This is a genomic window from Paraglaciecola chathamensis S18K6, assembly GCA_000314955.1.
Classification (GTDB): Bacteria; Pseudomonadota; Gammaproteobacteria; order Enterobacterales; family Alteromonadaceae; genus Paraglaciecola; species Paraglaciecola chathamensis.
On the sequence record BAEM01000002.1, the window covers coordinates 14,558 to 30,930 of the forward strand.

Annotated in this window: 17 protein-coding genes; 14 read left to right on the forward strand and 3 right to left on the reverse strand. The window is 45.0% G+C overall.

Annotated features, from left to right (window positions below):
* Window positions 1-4: 4 nt before the first annotated feature.
* Together hslO and hslR are read right to left on the reverse strand one after the other, a co-directional pair.
* Window positions 5-898, reverse strand: coding sequence for an Hsp33 family molecular chaperone HslO (hslO, locus tag GCHA_RS00080; RefSeq protein WP_007983806.1), 894 nt, complete (start codon window positions 896-898; stop codon window positions 5-7).
* A 32-nt stretch (window positions 899-930) separates the two neighbouring features.
* The gene (gene hslR / locus GCHA_RS00085; protein WP_007983808.1) at window positions 931-1,347 is read right to left on the reverse strand and encodes a ribosome-associated heat shock protein Hsp15; all 417 of its coding nucleotides are present in this window, start codon (window positions 1,345-1,347) and stop codon (window positions 931-933) included.
* A gap of 148 nt (window positions 1,348-1,495) precedes the next feature.
* Between hslR and GCHA_RS00090 the strand changes: the two genes are divergently transcribed.
* The 13 genes from GCHA_RS00090 to GCHA_RS00150 all read left to right on the forward strand — a co-directional run bounded on the left by GCHA_RS00090 (window position 1,496) and on the right by GCHA_RS00150 (window position 13,719).
* Window positions 1,496-2,191, forward strand: a complete 696-nt coding sequence (locus tag GCHA_RS00090) for an SDR family oxidoreductase (protein WP_007983810.1) — start codon at window positions 1,496-1,498, stop codon at window positions 2,189-2,191.
* Between the two features lie 105 nt (window positions 2,192-2,296).
* Complete coding sequence (gspC, locus tag GCHA_RS00095; protein ID WP_007983812.1) at window positions 2,297-3,190, forward strand: type II secretion system protein GspC; 894 nt, start codon at window positions 2,297-2,299, stop codon at window positions 3,188-3,190.
* A gap of 5 nt (window positions 3,191-3,195) precedes the next feature.
* Window positions 3,196-5,268 (forward strand): type II secretion system secretin GspD, encoded by a 2,073-nt coding sequence (gene gspD, locus GCHA_RS00100; RefSeq protein WP_007983814.1) that lies wholly within the window; start codon window positions 3,196-3,198, stop codon window positions 5,266-5,268.
* Between the two features lie 2 nt (window positions 5,269-5,270).
* Window positions 5,271-6,833 carry a type II secretion system ATPase GspE gene (gspE, locus tag GCHA_RS00105; protein WP_007983816.1) on the forward strand — a complete coding sequence of 521 codons (1,563 nt, stop codon included), beginning with the start codon at window positions 5,271-5,273 and terminating at the stop codon, window positions 6,831-6,833.
* Between the two features lies 1 nt (window position 6,834).
* Complete coding sequence (gene gspF, locus GCHA_RS00110) at window positions 6,835-8,055, forward strand: type II secretion system inner membrane protein GspF (protein ID WP_007983818.1); 1,221 nt, start codon at window positions 6,835-6,837, stop codon at window positions 8,053-8,055.
* Window positions 8,055-8,495: a type II secretion system major pseudopilin GspG gene (gspG, locus tag GCHA_RS00115; protein WP_007983820.1), complete on the forward strand. Its 441-nt coding sequence runs from the start codon at window positions 8,055-8,057 to the stop codon at window positions 8,493-8,495. The genes gspF and gspG overlap by 1 nt, the downstream gene beginning before the upstream one ends.
* A 40-nt stretch (window positions 8,496-8,535) precedes the next feature.
* The gene (gene gspH / locus GCHA_RS00120; protein ID WP_039991879.1) at window positions 8,536-9,147 is read left to right on the forward strand and encodes a type II secretion system minor pseudopilin GspH; all 612 of its coding nucleotides are present in this window, start codon (window positions 8,536-8,538) and stop codon (window positions 9,145-9,147) included.
* Complete coding sequence (gene gspI / locus GCHA_RS00125; protein WP_007983825.1) at window positions 9,144-9,539, forward strand: type II secretion system minor pseudopilin GspI; 396 nt, start codon at window positions 9,144-9,146, stop codon at window positions 9,537-9,539. The genes gspH and gspI overlap by 4 nt, the downstream gene beginning before the upstream one ends.
* A gap of 61 nt (window positions 9,540-9,600) precedes the next feature.
* Entirely contained in the window at window positions 9,601-10,224 is a 624-nt protein-coding gene (gspJ, locus tag GCHA_RS00130) for a type II secretion system minor pseudopilin GspJ (RefSeq protein ID WP_007983826.1), read from the forward strand.
* Entirely contained in the window at window positions 10,221-11,225 is a 1,005-nt protein-coding gene (gene gspK / locus GCHA_RS00135; protein ID WP_007983828.1) for a type II secretion system minor pseudopilin GspK, read from the forward strand. Before gspJ ends, gspK begins: the two co-directional genes overlap by 4 nt.
* Before the next feature lie 79 nt (window positions 11,226-11,304).
* Window positions 11,305-12,498, forward strand: a complete 1,194-nt coding sequence (gspL, locus tag GCHA_RS00140) for a type II secretion system protein GspL (protein ID WP_007983830.1) — start codon at window positions 11,305-11,307, stop codon at window positions 12,496-12,498.
* 1 nt (window position 12,499) lies between these two features.
* Window positions 12,500-12,979 carry a type II secretion system protein M gene (locus tag GCHA_RS00145; RefSeq protein WP_007983832.1) on the forward strand — a complete coding sequence of 160 codons (480 nt, stop codon included), beginning with the start codon at window positions 12,500-12,502 and terminating at the stop codon, window positions 12,977-12,979.
* The gene (locus tag GCHA_RS00150; RefSeq protein ID WP_007983834.1) at window positions 12,976-13,719 is read left to right on the forward strand and encodes a type II secretion system protein N; all 744 of its coding nucleotides are present in this window, start codon (window positions 12,976-12,978) and stop codon (window positions 13,717-13,719) included. Before GCHA_RS00145 ends, GCHA_RS00150 begins: the two co-directional genes overlap by 4 nt.
* Before the next feature lie 76 nt (window positions 13,720-13,795).
* Here GCHA_RS00150 and GCHA_RS00155 read toward each other — a convergent pair whose 3' ends face one another.
* Window positions 13,796-14,767, reverse strand: a complete 972-nt coding sequence (locus tag GCHA_RS00155) for a class 1 fructose-bisphosphatase (protein WP_007983835.1) — start codon at window positions 14,765-14,767, stop codon at window positions 13,796-13,798.
* Between the two features lie 226 nt (window positions 14,768-14,993).
* Here GCHA_RS00155 and mpl point away from each other — a divergent pair, with 226 nt between their 5' ends.
* A complete protein-coding gene (mpl, locus tag GCHA_RS00160; protein WP_007983836.1) occupies window positions 14,994-16,340 on the forward strand; it encodes a UDP-N-acetylmuramate:L-alanyl-gamma-D-glutamyl-meso-diaminopimelate ligase in 1,347 nt (448 codons plus the stop codon).
* Window positions 16,341-16,373: the final 33 nt, after the last annotated feature.

The following is a 16,373-nucleotide window of genomic DNA, read 5'->3' on the forward strand; positions in this document are numbered from 1 at the left end:
AATACTACTGGTCGCTTTGTGTGTCCATGGCGAAAGTGCCTGCATGGATCGCATGCACATCGATTTCATCAAAGCGGTATTCTGTATGACAGTACTGACAGTTCATTTTAATTGCCCCTTCCGTGGCAACGATATTCAATAGCTCGCTCTTCTCCACCGCTGCCAATGCATTTGCACTGCGTTCTCGGCTACAACTGCACTTAAATATAATCTCTGCAGGGGCATACACTTCAACATCTTCTTGATGGTATAGGCGATACAAAATATCTTCTGCAGGCAAGGTGAATAGCTCTTCGTCTTTAATCGTTTCGGTCAATTTAGACAAATGGTCAAAACCAGTATCTTCTGTGATGGTGGCTTGGCTGCTGGTGGGCAAAATCTGCAAAAACATGCCGCAGGCTTTGGCGCTGGTGTCGGTTTGCTGAGTACGCAGGATCACCTTGGTGGCTAATTGCTCTGATTGTTGAAAATAACCTTCGATACATTCAGCCAATGTAGGTTTGTCTAGCGCAACCATACCTTGATAACGCTCCCCATCTGTAGGGGTGATGGTAATAACCAACACACCTTTTTGAAACAGCTGGCTAAAATCAGTGGGAAGTTCTGACAATGACTCGTCCCAGCGAGCAACACCGCGTAACTTTTGATCATGCGTACCATTGATAACTGCATAGTTAACAGGCCCATCACTTTGCAACTGCAGCGCAATATCCCCTTCGAATTTTAATGTCGCCGTTAACAGTGATGTTGCGGCCATCAATTCGCCGAGCAGTTTTTGGATAACGGGCGGGTAAGCATAAGAATCTAAAATGGATTGGTAGCTATTTTCGAGTCGAACGAGTTCGCCTCGTACATGGGCTTGATTAAACAAATAACGGTGAAGTTGGTCAAATGACATAGTAATTTCTCAATGGATCAGCGACGCGCTGATTACTGGTGTTTAAGTTGGATAATTTGTCTACGTTGCTTTTTGTCTGGGCGCTGATCAGGTTTTGGGCTATGAAAGGCACTTAACTTACGCATTTCGCTGTTTTTTTCGCGCTGCGCTAAGCTTTCTGGCGTTTCTTCAAACATCAGCTGCGCTAAAGGGGCTGAACGTCGATGTTGCGCTAATTCTAACACGATGATCTCTTTTACATCGTATCCTTGAGGAACTTTTATCGTAACGCCGAGCTCTACCGTTTTACTCGGTTTGCAGCGTTGCCCGTTGTAACTGATTTTGCCAGACATAACTGCGTCTCTGGCTAGCGCACGAGTTTTAAAAAAACGCGCAGCCCATAGCCATTTATCTAAGCGAACGCTTTGTTCTGTAAGCGTATTTTTATTGTCTTGTACTTTGTTTGGCATAAAGAATGGCCGATATGTAATATTTTCGTAACGAATGCTTAATAGAGTTGTGACCCCGTTGTCGACTCGCTATCATTGCAAAAAAATAAATAATAATAATGACTAGATGTATGTTACTCCCACAGCCCTTAAAAGGAAAATCTAACCCATGAAAACGGTGCTGGTCACAGGTGCTAATCGTGGATTAGGTCTAGGGTTTTGCCAACAGTACTTTGCGCAAGGTGATTTAGTGATTGCCGTTTGCCGTCCAAATGCTTGTCAGAAGGCGTTGTTAGCCCTTAAAGCGTTAGACGACAAGAGAATAAGGATTTTATGTGCAGATCTGCATTCGCAAGCGTCAATTTCACAATTAGCTGCTAATGTGTCGGGAAGTTACACACTAGACGTGCTAATTAGCAACGCTGGTGTTAGCGCTAATGAACCTTTTGGCCAATGGACGCAAGATGCATTTGTTGATAATTTTATGGTTAACAGTATTGCGCCTAGCTTGCTGTGTCAGGCATTAATTGACTCATTAGCTTCGAGAGCGAAAGTGATTCAATTGTCGTCAGGTGTTGCGTCGATTAGTCATTCAAATCAGTTTACTCAAGCTCCCCTTGACGCTTATGCCATGAGTAAGGCGGCGCTAAATATGTTTACTCGGCGTTTGGCATTGCAGTTAAACGATACAGAGAAAGTCATTTGTGCCATTAGTCCTGGATGGGTGCAAACAGACATGGGTGGACAAGACGCAACGAGTACAGTACAAGAGGCTGTAGGACAAATTATTGGTCTTATCAGTAGCTTAAATAAAGCAGATAATGGCACGTTTATGGATGAAAAAGGCACGCAACTTCCTTGGTAAATAATTGGAATGATAGGCGTTTTGAGTACGCATCACCTTTTTCTAGTATGGTTCAACCGCGAGACAAGAATTATCACTAATTATAATTTCAATCACTTTTGGTTATTGCTACTTAAATATCAAGGGCAGATTAATCGCCTTGTTGTCGCTTTACTGGTGATATTTTTGCTGGCTTATTTAGCCGAGTTAACGTGGCGTATATGGCCTCAGGGGGAATTAGCACACAGCACATTGCCTTCAACGAGCGTCACACCTATCGCATCAGGCGGTAACAGCAACCTTGATTTGCTACCGGTAAAGCGACTGAATTTATTCGGTGATTTTCAAGCAGCCCCAGTGACAGAGCAAACGGTTACTGATGCGCCTGAAACCAAACTGAATCTGACGTTAACGGGCGTAGTGGCTAGTTCTGTAGAAGCCGAAGGGGCAGCGATTATTGAAAACCGCGGAAGCCAAGAAACCTATGGTTTAGGGGATAAAATAATTGGTACCAATGCGACCCTACGCGAAGTATTCCGAGACCGAGTGATTATTCGTAACGGCGTGATCAACGAAACACTGATGCTAGATGGCATTGATTTTGATGAAGCAAATAAAAAACGAGCTCGCGCTCCTCGTCGCCCAGCCCCTGAAATGGCTCCCAGTCCTAGCCAAAATGACGTGATTACCTTGTCTGACGATGTGATAGATGCCACCCGTATGCTTCAGCAGCAGCCTGCTAATTTTACTGATTTTATCTCGGTTGCGCCTCACAGCGCGAATGGCGAACTACAAGGTTATCGCGTAAGCCCTGGCAAAAAGCCTGAACTTTTCAAGGCGGCAGGCTTACAAAGCGGTGACGTGATAACAGATATTAATGGTTTAAATTTAACCGACCCTCAGCAAGCAGTTGAGGCGATGGGCGAGTTGCGCGCAGCGCAATCATTACAAATTACGGTCAGCCGAGACGACGAGCTGCTGACCTTGTTTTTAGATTTACCCGATGCGGAACAGGAATAACTAGCATGAATTTTATCCAGCGAACAAGCCGTAATATTTTACCCAGCTTGTGCCTTATTATTGGAGCCGCATTTTTCTCTGCGTCAACCTATGTAGCAGCAAATGAATATTCCCCGAACTTTAAAAACACTGATATCGGTGAATTTATTAATATAGTGGGCAAGAATTTAAAGAGAACCATCATAGTGGACCCCAACGTGCGGGGTAAAATTTCTGTGCGTAGTTACGACTTATTAAATGAAGAGCAATACTACCAATTCTTCTTAAATGTGTTGCAAGTATACGGTTATGCTGTGGTTGAAATGCCGACCGGTATCGTCAAGGTAGTGCGTTCAAAAGACGCTAAGACCTCTAACTTACCCGTCGTAGAAGGAACCCCTTTTGACGGCGATGAGATGATCACTCGGGTGATGCCTGTCTATAACGTGCCTGTGCGTGAACTTGCTCCTATTCTAAGACAATTAAACGATCAAGCTGGTGGTGGAAACGTGGTGAGCCACGACGCATCAAATGTAATGATGCTGACAGGCCGCGCGGCTGTGGTAAACCGTTTAGTCGAAATCATTGAGCGCGTTGACAAAGCGGGTGATGAAGAAGTTGATATCGTTAAGTTAAAATTTGCCTCGGCATCAGAGCTAGTGCGCATTATTGATAGCATCAACAAGTCCACAGGAAAAACGAACGCCAGTGGCAAAGATGCACCGCGGGTTGTGGCTGATGATAGAACGAACAGTATTATGGTCAGTGGTGATATTAAAGCGCGCCAACGTATCGTTAATTTAATTGAACGCATGGACCAAGAGTTAGAAACCAACGGTAATACGCGGGTTATTTTTCTTAAATACTCAAAAGCAGAAGAACTAGTCAAAGTTTTACAAGGGGTAAGTGCCAGTATTCAAGCTGAAGAGCAAGGCGCTGCTAAATCATCTAGCAATTCTAATCGTGGTGATATCAGTATCGAGGCGCACGAGGACTCTAACGCATTGGTAATTACTGCACAGCCAGATATGATGCGCTCATTAGAGGATGTGATCCGTCAATTAGATATTCGTCGTGCGCAGGTTCAGGTTGAAGCGATTATTGTTGAAGTGTTTGAAGGTGACGGCACTACAGTCGGTGTGCAGTGGGCCAGTGAAGATTATGGCGCGCAGCAATTCAGCAATGGTAATGTGGTCGGTATAGGCTCGCTAGCGGTAGCTGCAGAGCAAGCATCTGACACAACCACAACCACAGTCGGCTTTGATGATGATGGCAACCCCTATTCGTTTGATGAGACCACAGAGGGGGATTACACCGCGCTTGCGTCATTGCTAGGCGGCGTTAATGGTTTCTTGGTCGGCGCGGTTAAAGACGGCTGGGGCGCAGTACTGCAAGCGGTGAGTACAGATACCAACTCGAATGTTCTATCAACACCTCATTTAACAACACTTGATAACGAAGAAGCGTTTTTCATCGTGGGTCAAGAAGTGCCGATTATTACAGGCTCAACAACTGGTTCAAATAATACCAACCCGTTCCAATCGGTTGAACGCCAAGAGATTGGTATAAAACTTAAAGTCACGCCTCAAATCAACGAAGGCAACGCGGTGCAACTGCTGATAGAGCAAGAAGTATCAAGTATTAGCGGTGCAACTTCGGTAGATATTTTAATCAACAAACGTGAGATTAAAACCAACGTTATCGTCGACGATGGTGGCACAATTGTATTGGGCGGTTTAATCGATGATGACGTACAAGAGAGTGTGTCTAAGGTACCAATTTTGGGCGATATTCCGTTTATTGGTAATCTGTTTAAATCTACCACGACCAGTAAATCTAAGCGTAACCTGATGGTATTTATTCGCCCTACTATTATTCGCGATGGAGTAACTGCGAATGATATAAGCCGTAAAAAGTATAACTACATTCGTGCTGAGCAACTTAAACGTCAGTCCGAAGGGATCCCATTAATGCCGTTCTCTGAAAATCCAGCGTTACCAGAGTGGGATGATGGGCTAGCATTGCCGCCTTCATATGGCGAATACATGGAAAAAAGAGCCGAAGCTGAAAAGGCCGCTGAGAAAGAGGGTGATGAGTAGCAATGAGCTCAGAATCAATCAGTACCATGGAAGCTGAGGAGCAAGCTCTCGTTGCTGCAGGCACCGATGTAGATGCACCGATAGAAGATGCTGAACACAAACAGCTGGCTTTTAGTTTTGCTAAGCGCCATAAGGTGCTGCTGGAAACCGCCGAAAGCCCAGCTTTGCTGTATCATACGAATGAGACCGACTTTACTATTTTTGCTGAGGTGAGGCGCTTTTTAGGTGCGCCTTTTCAATTACGTGAAATAGAAAGTAGTCAGTTTGAAAAGTTACTGACCAGTGCATTTCAGCGTGACTCTTCCGCAGCCAAGCAGTTAATGGAAGATATTGGCAACGAAAGTGATTTATTTGCTCTTGCCGAAGAGTTGCCAGACACAGAAGATTTGTTAGAAAGTGAAGATGATGCCCCGATCATTAAATTGATCAACGCCATGTTAGGCGAAGCCATTAAAGAAGGCGCATCTGACATCCATATTGAAACCTTTGAATCGCAGCTATTGGTGCGTTTCAGGGTGGATGGAGTATTAAGAGAGATTCTTCGTCCGAATCGTAAAATGGCCTCTATGTTAGTTTCACGTATTAAGGTAATGTCAAAAATGGACATCGCCGAGAAGCGCGTACCACAAGATGGACGTATTACGCTGCGTATCGCTGGTCGTGCGGTTGATGTCAGGGTATCAACCATGCCATCCAGTCACGGTGAGCGAGTGGTGCTGCGTTTACTCGATAAAAATAATGTACGTTTAAATCTTGAAGATTTAGGCATGACCAAAGTTAATCGCGGACATTTTTCAGGATTAATTCGAAAACCTCACGGCATTATCTTGGTAACGGGCCCCACGGGGTCGGGTAAGTCCACCACTTTGTACGCTGGTTTGAGTGAAATTAACTCCAAAGATCGCAATATCCTGACGGTTGAAGACCCGATAGAATTTGACTTACAAGGCATTGGTCAAACACAAGTTAACGCCAAAGTGGACATGACGTTTGCCCGAGGGTTGAGGGCGATTTTACGTCAGGATCCCGATGTGGTCATGGTGGGTGAAATACGTGATTTAGAAACGGCGCAAATAGGTGTTCAAGCCAGTTTAACCGGCCACTTGGTAATGTCTACATTGCACACCAATACCGCCGCTGGCGCGATTACTCGTTTAGAAGACATGGGCATTGAGCCCTTCTTGCTGTCATCTAGTTTGCTTGCTGTTTTATCACAGCGTTTGGTGCGTACCCTATGCCCTGAATGCAAAACCACTTATGAACCAAGTGCGCAAGAATGCAATATTTTGGGAGTGACAGTTGGCAGTGAAGCCAGCCAGCAGCTGTGTCGTCCCAAAGGCTGTGCAGCATGTAATCACACTGGATACCGCGGAAGAACCGGAATTCACGAATTACTGATTGTGGATGAAGGTATTCGCGAGCTAATTCACAATGGCCACGGCGAGCAAGCGATTGAAAAGTACATTCGCCAAACTACGCCAAGTATTCGTGATGATGGTTGCCGTAAGGTATTAAGCGGTGACACTTCCCTCGAAGAAGTATTGCGCGTAACGCGAGAAGATTAGAATGGCAGCGTTTGCTTACAAAGCGATCAACAAAAGCGGCAAGAGTAAAAGCGGCGTACTCGAGGGCGATAACGCTCGCCAGATACGCCAGCAGTTGCGTGAACAGCAACTTATTCCGCTGGAAGTAGAACAAGTCGCAGAGAAAGAGCGTCGCTCGGCCAAGCAGTTCTCCTTGTTTAAACCGAAAATTTCTGCCTCTGATTTAGCCATACTTACACGTCAGTTAGCGACCTTAGTTGAATCTTCTTTGCCTATCGAAGAGGCCTTGATGGCTGTAGCGCAACAATCTGAAAAGCCGCGCCAGAAAAACATGATGATGGCGGTGCGCAGTAAGGTGGTAGAGGGCTATAACCTAGCCGATGCCATGGCAGAATTTCCACATGTATTTGACGAGTTATTTCGCGCCATGGTTGCAGCAGGCGAAAAGTCCGGGCACTTAGACACAGTACTTAATCGCTTAGCGGATTACACCGAGAAGCGCCAACAAACCCGCAGTCAAATTACCCAGGCGATGGTGTACCCAACGCTGATGATGTTCTTTGCAATGGGGATAGTCATCTTATTACTGACAGTGGTAGTGCCAAAAATTGTTGGTCAATTTGATCACATGGGCCAAGACTTACCCACGATCACCAAGGTACTGATCAGTGTCAGCGAGTGGATGCAAAATTACGGCTTAGCCTTGATTGCGCTTTTGGCCGTGGTGGCGGTTATCGTGAGCCGGGTGTTACAACAACCGGTGATGAAAAAGCGTTACCACCACTTTATTCTTGGCTTACCTTTGTTGGGTAAAGTGTCAAAAGGGCTGAACACTGCGCGCTTTGCTCGTACATTAAGTATTTTGACCTCCAGTTCAGTGCCTTTATTAGAGAGCATGAAAATTTCCAGTGATGTGTTGGCGAACTTGTACATTCGTGACGAGGTCAAAGGCGCATCAGTCAATGTAAAAGAGGGCTCAAGCCTTCGAGCGGCGTTAGAGCGAACCAAAATGTTTCCACCTATGATGATGCATATGATTGCCTCCGGTGAGCGAAGTGGTGAACTAACGCAAATGCTTGGGCGCGCTGCTGATAATCAAGACCGAGAATTTGAATCCTTGGTTGGCGTGTCTTTAAAAGTGTTTGAACCGCTTTTGATTGTTTCTATGGCAGGGATTGTGCTCTTTATCGTAATGGCCATCCTGCAACCTATTTTAGCTTTAAACAACATGGTGAATCTTTAATGAAAACGTTACAACGTAAACAGCGCGGCTTTAGCTTGATTGAGGTCATGGTGGTGCTATTGATAATCGGTATTATGGCATCGATGATCGCACCGTCTATTTTAGGTAATCAAGAGCAAGCGCAGTTGAAAAAAGCAGCTGTGGATATTCAGCAGCTTGAAAGTGCACTGGAAATGTACAAACTGCGTAATAATGTTTTTCCTACCAGCGAGCAGGGGCTCGACGCATTGGTAACCATTCCTACTATTGATCCGATTCCACGTAATTATCAAGAGGGCGGATTTATTAAGCGCTTACCTGAAGACCCTTGGGGCAATCCTTATCAGCTTATCAGCCCTGGAGAAGTTGGGGTTATCGACATTTTTTCAAATGGGCCAGATGGCGAAGCCGGCACTGATGATGACATTGGTAACTGGAATCTAAACGATTATTTAGGCTAACAGGCTGGTGCTACACGCTGCCTCTTGCAAATCGAATGAAATAAGGCCAAAACACCAACGCGGCTTCACATTGCTGGAAGTCATGTTGGTGTTAGTGATTATGGGGCTGTTGGCGGGCACTGTGGTGTTCAATATTAGCGGCCAAAGCGGGCAAGACAGACTCAAGCAGCAAGTACAACGCTTTCAAGTGGTGTTTAGTATGGCCTCGGATTATGCCGTACTCAATCAGCAGCAACTTGGGGTGTATATCGATCAAGATAAAAACCAATATAGTTTTGTTGTCCTTAATGAGGAACAAAACTGGCAACTGATCTCTGGGGAAAAAACATTCGAGGCTCATACCCTACCTGACGAATTCACGTTCGAACTCGCACTAAACGATTTGCCCTGGGACACAGACGACAGCTTGTTTAACGAGTCTTCTATTGATGCTGAACTATCATTTAGTGATGATGATATCAGCATAGGCGAAGAGGAAGAAAAGAAGCTCCCGCCTCCTCAAATTCTCTTATTGTCTAGTGGTGATATCACGCCTTTCTCTTTAGGTTTTGCTTATGAACCGGGTTTTTCATCTGAACCTGCCAGTTATTTCCGTCTCAATGTACAAGACTCACTGCCTGTTACCCTTGAAGGGCCTCTAGAAACGTTATGAAGCTACCCTCTATTGCTCGTCAACACAAAGGAATGACCTTACTGGAAGTGATGGTCGCTTTGGTGATATTTGCCATGACAGCGACCGCCATTATGAAAGCGGCCAGTGACCATTTAAGCAGTATTGGGCAGATAGAAGAAATTACCTTCGCGACTTGGGTAGCGAATAATCGCTTAACCCAGCTGCAGCTCTCAACAACATGGCCACCAAAGAACAACGCTAAGGGTGAACAAGAAATGTCTGAGCGTACGTGGTTTTGGCGTCAAACTGTGAGCAAAACCAATGATAGTGAATTGATGTCAGTGGAAGTCAGTGTGGCATTAGACGCTGCGTTTTCTGCGCCAATCACCTCTGTGACGACGTTTGTGGCTAAACGAGATTCAGATGTCTAATCTCATCCGAATACCAAAAAAGTTGAGTCGTAGACCAGTTCGTTCATGCAAAATTGGCCCTTTGCGCAGTGACGCACGCGGTTTTACCTTGCTGGAAATTCTTATTGCCATGGCGATTTTCACCTTAATTGGTATCGCTAGCACTGGTGTACTGACAAGCGTTATAGACAGTGATGAACTTTCAACAGAACGTTTTGAAAAGCTGCAAACTTTGCAACGGGCTATGTTGATCATTGAGCGGGATATACTGCAGGGAGTTGCTCGTCCCGTCAGAGTGGAAGGCGAAATGAGCGAGCGCGTTATGCTGGGCGGAGATGGCATATTAGATAGTAACCATGATGGGCTTATTTTTGTGCACGGTGGCTGGCACAATCCGCAATTGCGTTTACCACGCAGTACTTTGCAAGGCGTAGGGTATCGAGTACAGGAGCGCCAACTACAGCGCTTATACGGCAATTATGTGGATAATGTGATTGGCTACGAGCCTAAAGTGAAGGTGCTACTTGAGAATATAGATGACTTTAAGGTGTACTTTATTCCGGTTGACGAAGACCAAGAGGACGACTCAGCTTGGCAAGATGATTACAGCGATGTGGTTTTACCTAAAGCAGTGGCGATAGAAATTACCAGTCAAGATTTTGGGTTAATTCGACGTGAATTTCTGCTTGCAGGGGCTAGCTCATGAGCAACATAAAACATGAGCTGCAACAACAAAGAGGCGTAGCACTTATTATCGTGTTGCTGATCGTTGCTTTAGTCAGTGTACTGGCCACACAGATGGGCTCGCGTTTACAGTTGCAAGTTAAGCGTGCATCGAATATTAAAGATAATAACCAAGCCTATTGGTACGCCATGGGTGCTGAACAATATGCACAAAAGTCGATTAAATTTCTGCTTGAAAACAGTGACGGTGTTATTAACCTGAACCAACAATGGTCAGAGCCTTTTGTTTACCCGTTGGAAGGCGGCGGAATTCAAGCACAATTATTGGATATGCAAAGTTGTTTTAATATCAACAGCTTGCAAGGCGGAGACCAAAGTAGTACTGGCGCAGGAACCCGATCTGGGCCAAGCGAACGCCAGTTGGCATTTAAACGCTTAATGACAAATATTAACCCCGACATCAGTACCTATGATATTGATACCTTTAGTGACTCTTTAGTCGATTGGCTCGATGCAGACAGTAATATGTTGCCGCAAGGCGCAGAAGACAGTGAATATGAATCTCGTCAATTTCCGTATCTTGCTGCGAACAATTTGATGGCACACAAATCAGAGCTACGTTTGGTCAATGGCGCGAGCATTGAGTGGCTGGCTGATGTGCTTGACCAGGTGTGTGTAATACCCAGTGATGATCAATTGAAAATCAATGTGAATACCATTGATGAAGAAAGTATTGCCGTATTGGCCGCGTTGACTGGGCTTGATGAGTCTGGTGCGCAAGATATCATTTCAAATCGGCCGGATGATGGATATCAGACCAAAGATGAGTTCTTAGCGGTCAATACTATTTCAGCGCTTAATATGCCCAGTGAACGCGAGGATTGGTTTGATGTCACCACGCAACACTTCATATTGAAGGTAAAGACTTCATATAATAATGCCACGTTTTCTATGCTCAGCGTATTTAAGGTAGATGACAACCAGAACGTGACTGTATTGCGCAGAGAGTTCGCCTTACAATGAACAAGGCTAGAAATCACAATCCACAGCCAGTCAATAGTGGAAACAACAGAATGGTTAATGACCAAAGTAGGCCAGCATAATGGAACAGTTAATAGTTAGATTAGGCTCGAATGAGAACGATGTGATCCATTGGATTGTATGTTCACCTAATGAAGATGACGTGATAGCAAGTGGCGAGCTTGCTGGAGTTGAGGATTTGTCATCCCTTAAGGACAGAGCCGGACAACGGCCGATTGTTGCCTTGGTACCTACTAGCGACGTATTACTCAAATGGGTAACGCTACCGAGCAAGGCTGGACGCAAAGCGTTAACCGCGATCCCGTTTATGCTCGAAGATGAAATAAGCAGTGATATCGCCAGTCAATTTTTCGCTTTAGGTGGCCGCAAAGATAATCAACAAGCAGTTGCTGTTATCGGCAAAGCTCGCCTACAGGCCTGGCAAAAGCAATTGGCTGATGCTGGGTTATATTGTGAGCGTATCGTGCCTGATATTTTAGCGGTACCTGAACCAACTGGTGGTTGGGCTGCGCTTGAATTAGGTGAGCAATTGCTGATCCGTCAAGATCAATGGGCGGGTATTCAAGGTGAAAAAAACTGGTTAGTACAAGCGATTAATCATCACGCGAAGCAGCTCCCTGAGCCATTGTTGTTAGATAATTACAGTAGTTTATCTGAACAAGAACTGAGCAATGTGCTGTTACAAGAGCAGCGTGTTGATATGCCTATGAAGATATTGGCGCGTGGGTTACAAGCTACCCAATTTAATTTGCTACAAGGTGAATTTAAATCACGCAAAAAACAAGGTGGTGAGTTTAGAAAATGGCGTTTAGCAGCGGTACTCGCCATTGTGGCCTTATGCACGACTTTGATTGATAAAGTTGCTTTGCAGCAGCAATTAAGTCACGAGAAAGCCCAGTTGTCTGCACAGGTAAAGTCAGAATTCAAACGCGCATTTCCAAATGCTGGGGCATATCGAGATGTACGTGCGACCATGCGCAGCAAAATGGCGGCGCTTGAGCAAGGCTCTGGTGGTTCGTCGATGCTGGTGATGATGAGCCAGTTATCAGAAGCGTTTGCCAAAAGTCAGGTAAAACCATCGAGTGTAAAATTTGATTCTGCGCGCCGGGAATTACGTATGCAAGCCATGGCGGCAAACTTTGAGTCACTAGAGCAGTTCAAGCGTTTAGCAGAAGCGCAAGGCTTTGAAGTGGAACAAGGTGCCATTAATAACCGCAATGATTTGGTGTTTGGTTCGTTGTTGGTAAGGAGCTAAGATGAATGCCTTAAAGGAAAAATTTAACCAACTGACTGAGCGAGAGCAACGCTTAGTGATAATCTCAGCCGTTGTGGTTGTGGTCGGTATGTTTTATTGGTTGGTTTGGTCACCTTTGAATCAAGCGATAGAGCGAGATCAAAAAGCCGTTGAATCACAAAAATCGTTACTGAGCTGGGTGCAAAAAAATGCTAACCGAGCAATACAGTTGCGCGCCGCCAATGGGGTGAGTACAGGGTTTAATGGTTCGCTTGCTCAGGCAGCGAATCAGACCGCAGCGAACGTGAATATTCCGATTGCACGAATGCAGCCTCAGGGCGAGGAGCTTCAAGTGTGGGTTGATCAGGCGCCGTTTAATGGCGTGTTAGATTGGCTACAATCATTGGAAGATATGGGGATCAGTATTTTAGATTTAGACATAGCCGAAGCTGATGCCCCAGGGCAAGTTAAAATCCGTCGTTTGAAATTAGGTAAATCATGAAGTCAGTTTTAAAGTGGGGCTTTATTTGCCTTATTGTTTTCGTTGTATTTCTTATTGTTAAGCTACCGGCAGCACAGGTTATTTCTCGTGTTCAACTGCCATCAGAGGTTACCGTTCACGGCGTATCTGGCACTATTTGGAATGGTCATGCAGCGTCCGTATCGGTACAAGGGTTGCCGATTCACGATGTGAATTGGCAATTAGCATTTTTACCCCTACTGACGGGTACGGCCAGCTTAGATGTGAAAGCGGGTAATATTCGAGAAGTAGAAGATATTTCTTTTGATGGCCACATCGCTATTTCAAACGGGCGATTACAGGGTGAAGATGTTCAGGTGTTTTTACCCACCAGTTTAGTCATCACCAGCTTACCTTTGCCTATCCCTGTGAATGCCAGTGGGCGTTTTAAAATTGCGTTAAAGGAAGTGGATTACACGGAACATTGTCAAGTGCTTGAAGGGCAGGGCCTTTGGTTAAAAGCGAAAGTGCAGGGGACTCAGCAGGAGATTGATTTAGGGAATTTTGAATCTTCGTTGAAATGCGAGAACGAAGAAGTGGTTATGACAATTAATGAACCTAATAGCTTTGGGTTAAGCGCGGTTGCACATATTCCAAGTTCTTTGGCATTTCGGATTAACGGCCGTTTTAAACCAAACGAAGATTTGCCGAGCGAAGTACATCAGGCCGCACAGTTTTTTGGTAAAAAAGATGCTCAAGGATACTATCCTGTCAAATTCTAGTACGGTGACAATATTAAGAAAGCGAAAAAGGCGCTTCAATGAAGCGCCTTTTTCGTTTGTTCGGATATGCTAACCGTTAAGCGTTGTAGTAGCTCAAGCAGGTTTCTACTTCTTCTTTGGAACCTAAGATAACCGGAACGCGCTGATGAATTTCAGTGGGCATGACTTCCAAAATTCTGCCATGACCTGTTGAGGCTAGCCCGCCAGCTTGTTCCATTAAAAAAGCCATTGGATTTGCTTCATATAGTAAACGCAGTTTGCCCGGCATTTCAGGGTTACGTTTATCAAATGGATACAAGAAAATCCCCCCACGACTGAGTACTCTGTGTATGTCACCTACCATGGCCGCGACCCAGCGCATATTGTAGTCTTTATCACGAGGCCCATCGTTACCCGCAATCAAGTCACCAATGTAGTTTTGCACCGGATCTTCCCAGTGGCGTTGATTTGAGGTGTTAATCGCAAACTCAGACGTTTGTGTGGGCACCTGAATATTTTTTTGCGTTAACAAAAAGCCGCCGTGGGTTTTATCTAAGGTATATAGATGGGTACCGCGACCTGTGCTTAATGCGAGCATGGCGCTTGGGCCATATAACACATAGCCTGCGGCAACAATTTGCGTACCTGGTTGTAAAAACGCAGAGGGGTCGTCTGCATCCATCCATTGTGGCGCGTGGGTAATCGAGAATATAGTTCCGATTAAGCTGTTAATGTCGGTATTTGATGACCCATCCAATGGATCAAAACTGACTAAGTAGTTTCCGTTCGGATTACAGGCCACAACATCATCTTCTTCTTCAGATGAAATGGCTTTCACATAACCAGATTCACTGAGTATGTCTTTTAGAATTTGATTAGAAATAACATCAAGTTTCTTTTGTGTCTCGCCTTGTACATTCTCACTTAAGGTTGACCCTAAAACACCAGCTAATGCGCCCTGACTGACCCTGAATGATATTTCCTTACATCCCGCTAATAATGTTCTTAATAGCAGGATAAGCTCCATTGGAGCGCCGTCTTCTTGAAGTTGCGAGTTGAGTCTTTTCATGTGTTATTTTGACCTTTTATCATGGTTGTAGGGACAGAAAATAGCAGCGAATATTGTTGTTTTTAGGCTCGCTGTGTACGGTATGACCAGTGTAACCGGATTTTTTCTAAAACTCAGCTCCGATTACTGCACTTTCAGGCCTAGATAATGAATTTGTCATCTTGTCAGTGCGTTCTGGTATCGGTATCTGGTAATCTAGACGGATATTTATTCCAGAAAAATTGCTATGCATTTACATATTTTAGGTATCTGCGGAACGTTTATGGGTGGCATCGCTGCTATTGCAAAGGCGATGGGCCATAAAGTAACCGGTTCTGACAACAACGTTTATCCTCCGATGAGCACACAACTTGAATCTTTAGGTATTGAGTTAACCCAAGGTTTTGATGAAGACCAATTCGACCCCCAACCTGATATGGTGGTGATAGGGAACGCCCTTTCGCGGGGCAATCTTGCCGTTGAATATGTACTTAATCGAGGCCTTCCTTATACCAGTGGCCCGCAATGGTTATTGGAAAACGTACTTAATGATCGTTGGGTTCTTGCGGTTTCAGGTACTCACGGCAAAACCAGTACCTCGAGTATGTTAGCTTGGATATTAGAGAGCGCAGGGATGTCTCCGGGCTTTTTGATTGGGGGTATACCACAGAACTTTGGCATTTCAGCCCGCTTAGGAGAGACCCCGTTTTTCGTTATTGAAGCCGATGAATACGACAGTGCTTTTTTTGATAAACGTTCAAAATTCGTTCATTACCGACCTCGAACACTGGTGATCAATAACCTCGAATTTGATCACGCGGACATTTTTGACAGCATTGCAGATATCCAAAAACAGTTTCACCATCTTATTCGTATGATACCCGGTAACGGCCTCGTCATTGCGCCTAAAGCGGATACGCATATTACCCAAGTGCTCGATAAAGGCTGCTGGTCTCCAGTGCAGTTTGTTGGAAGTGATTGGAAAGTGGCAGAGTGTGCAGCCGACGGCAGTGAGTTTGATGTGGTGTATAAAGGAACATCCTTTGGCCGGGTTAAATGGTCGCTGTTAGGTCAGCACAACGTACAAAATGCCATGATGGCGATAATTGCTGCTCGTCACGCAGGCGTGTTGCCTGAAGTGGCTATCGAAGCGTTGACCAATTTCGTTAATGCGAAGCGCCGTATGGAAGTACTCGGTACGGTCAACGGTATAACTGTTTATGACGATTTTGCCCACCATCCCACAGCGATATCGACAACCTTAGAAGGGCTGCGAGCAAAAGTAGGGAAAGCGAGGATTCTAGCGGTTCTTGAACCACGCTCAAATACAATGAAAATGGGGGTCCACAAACAAACACTCGCTCAGTCTTGGTCTGCTGCCGACCAAGTTTTTATTTATCAACCGAGCCATTTGAGCTGGTCAATGGATGCATTACTGGCGCAGAGCGAGGTGACTACCTCATTACATGATGATCTGGAAATACTAGAAAAATCTATATTGTCTTATGCTAAACCGGGCGACCATATATTAATTATGAGTAACGGCGGATTTGGTGGTATTCATCAGCACTTGCTACAAAAACTGTCACAGTAAACCGACATAATTATTCGTTAATTCTCAGGCTTG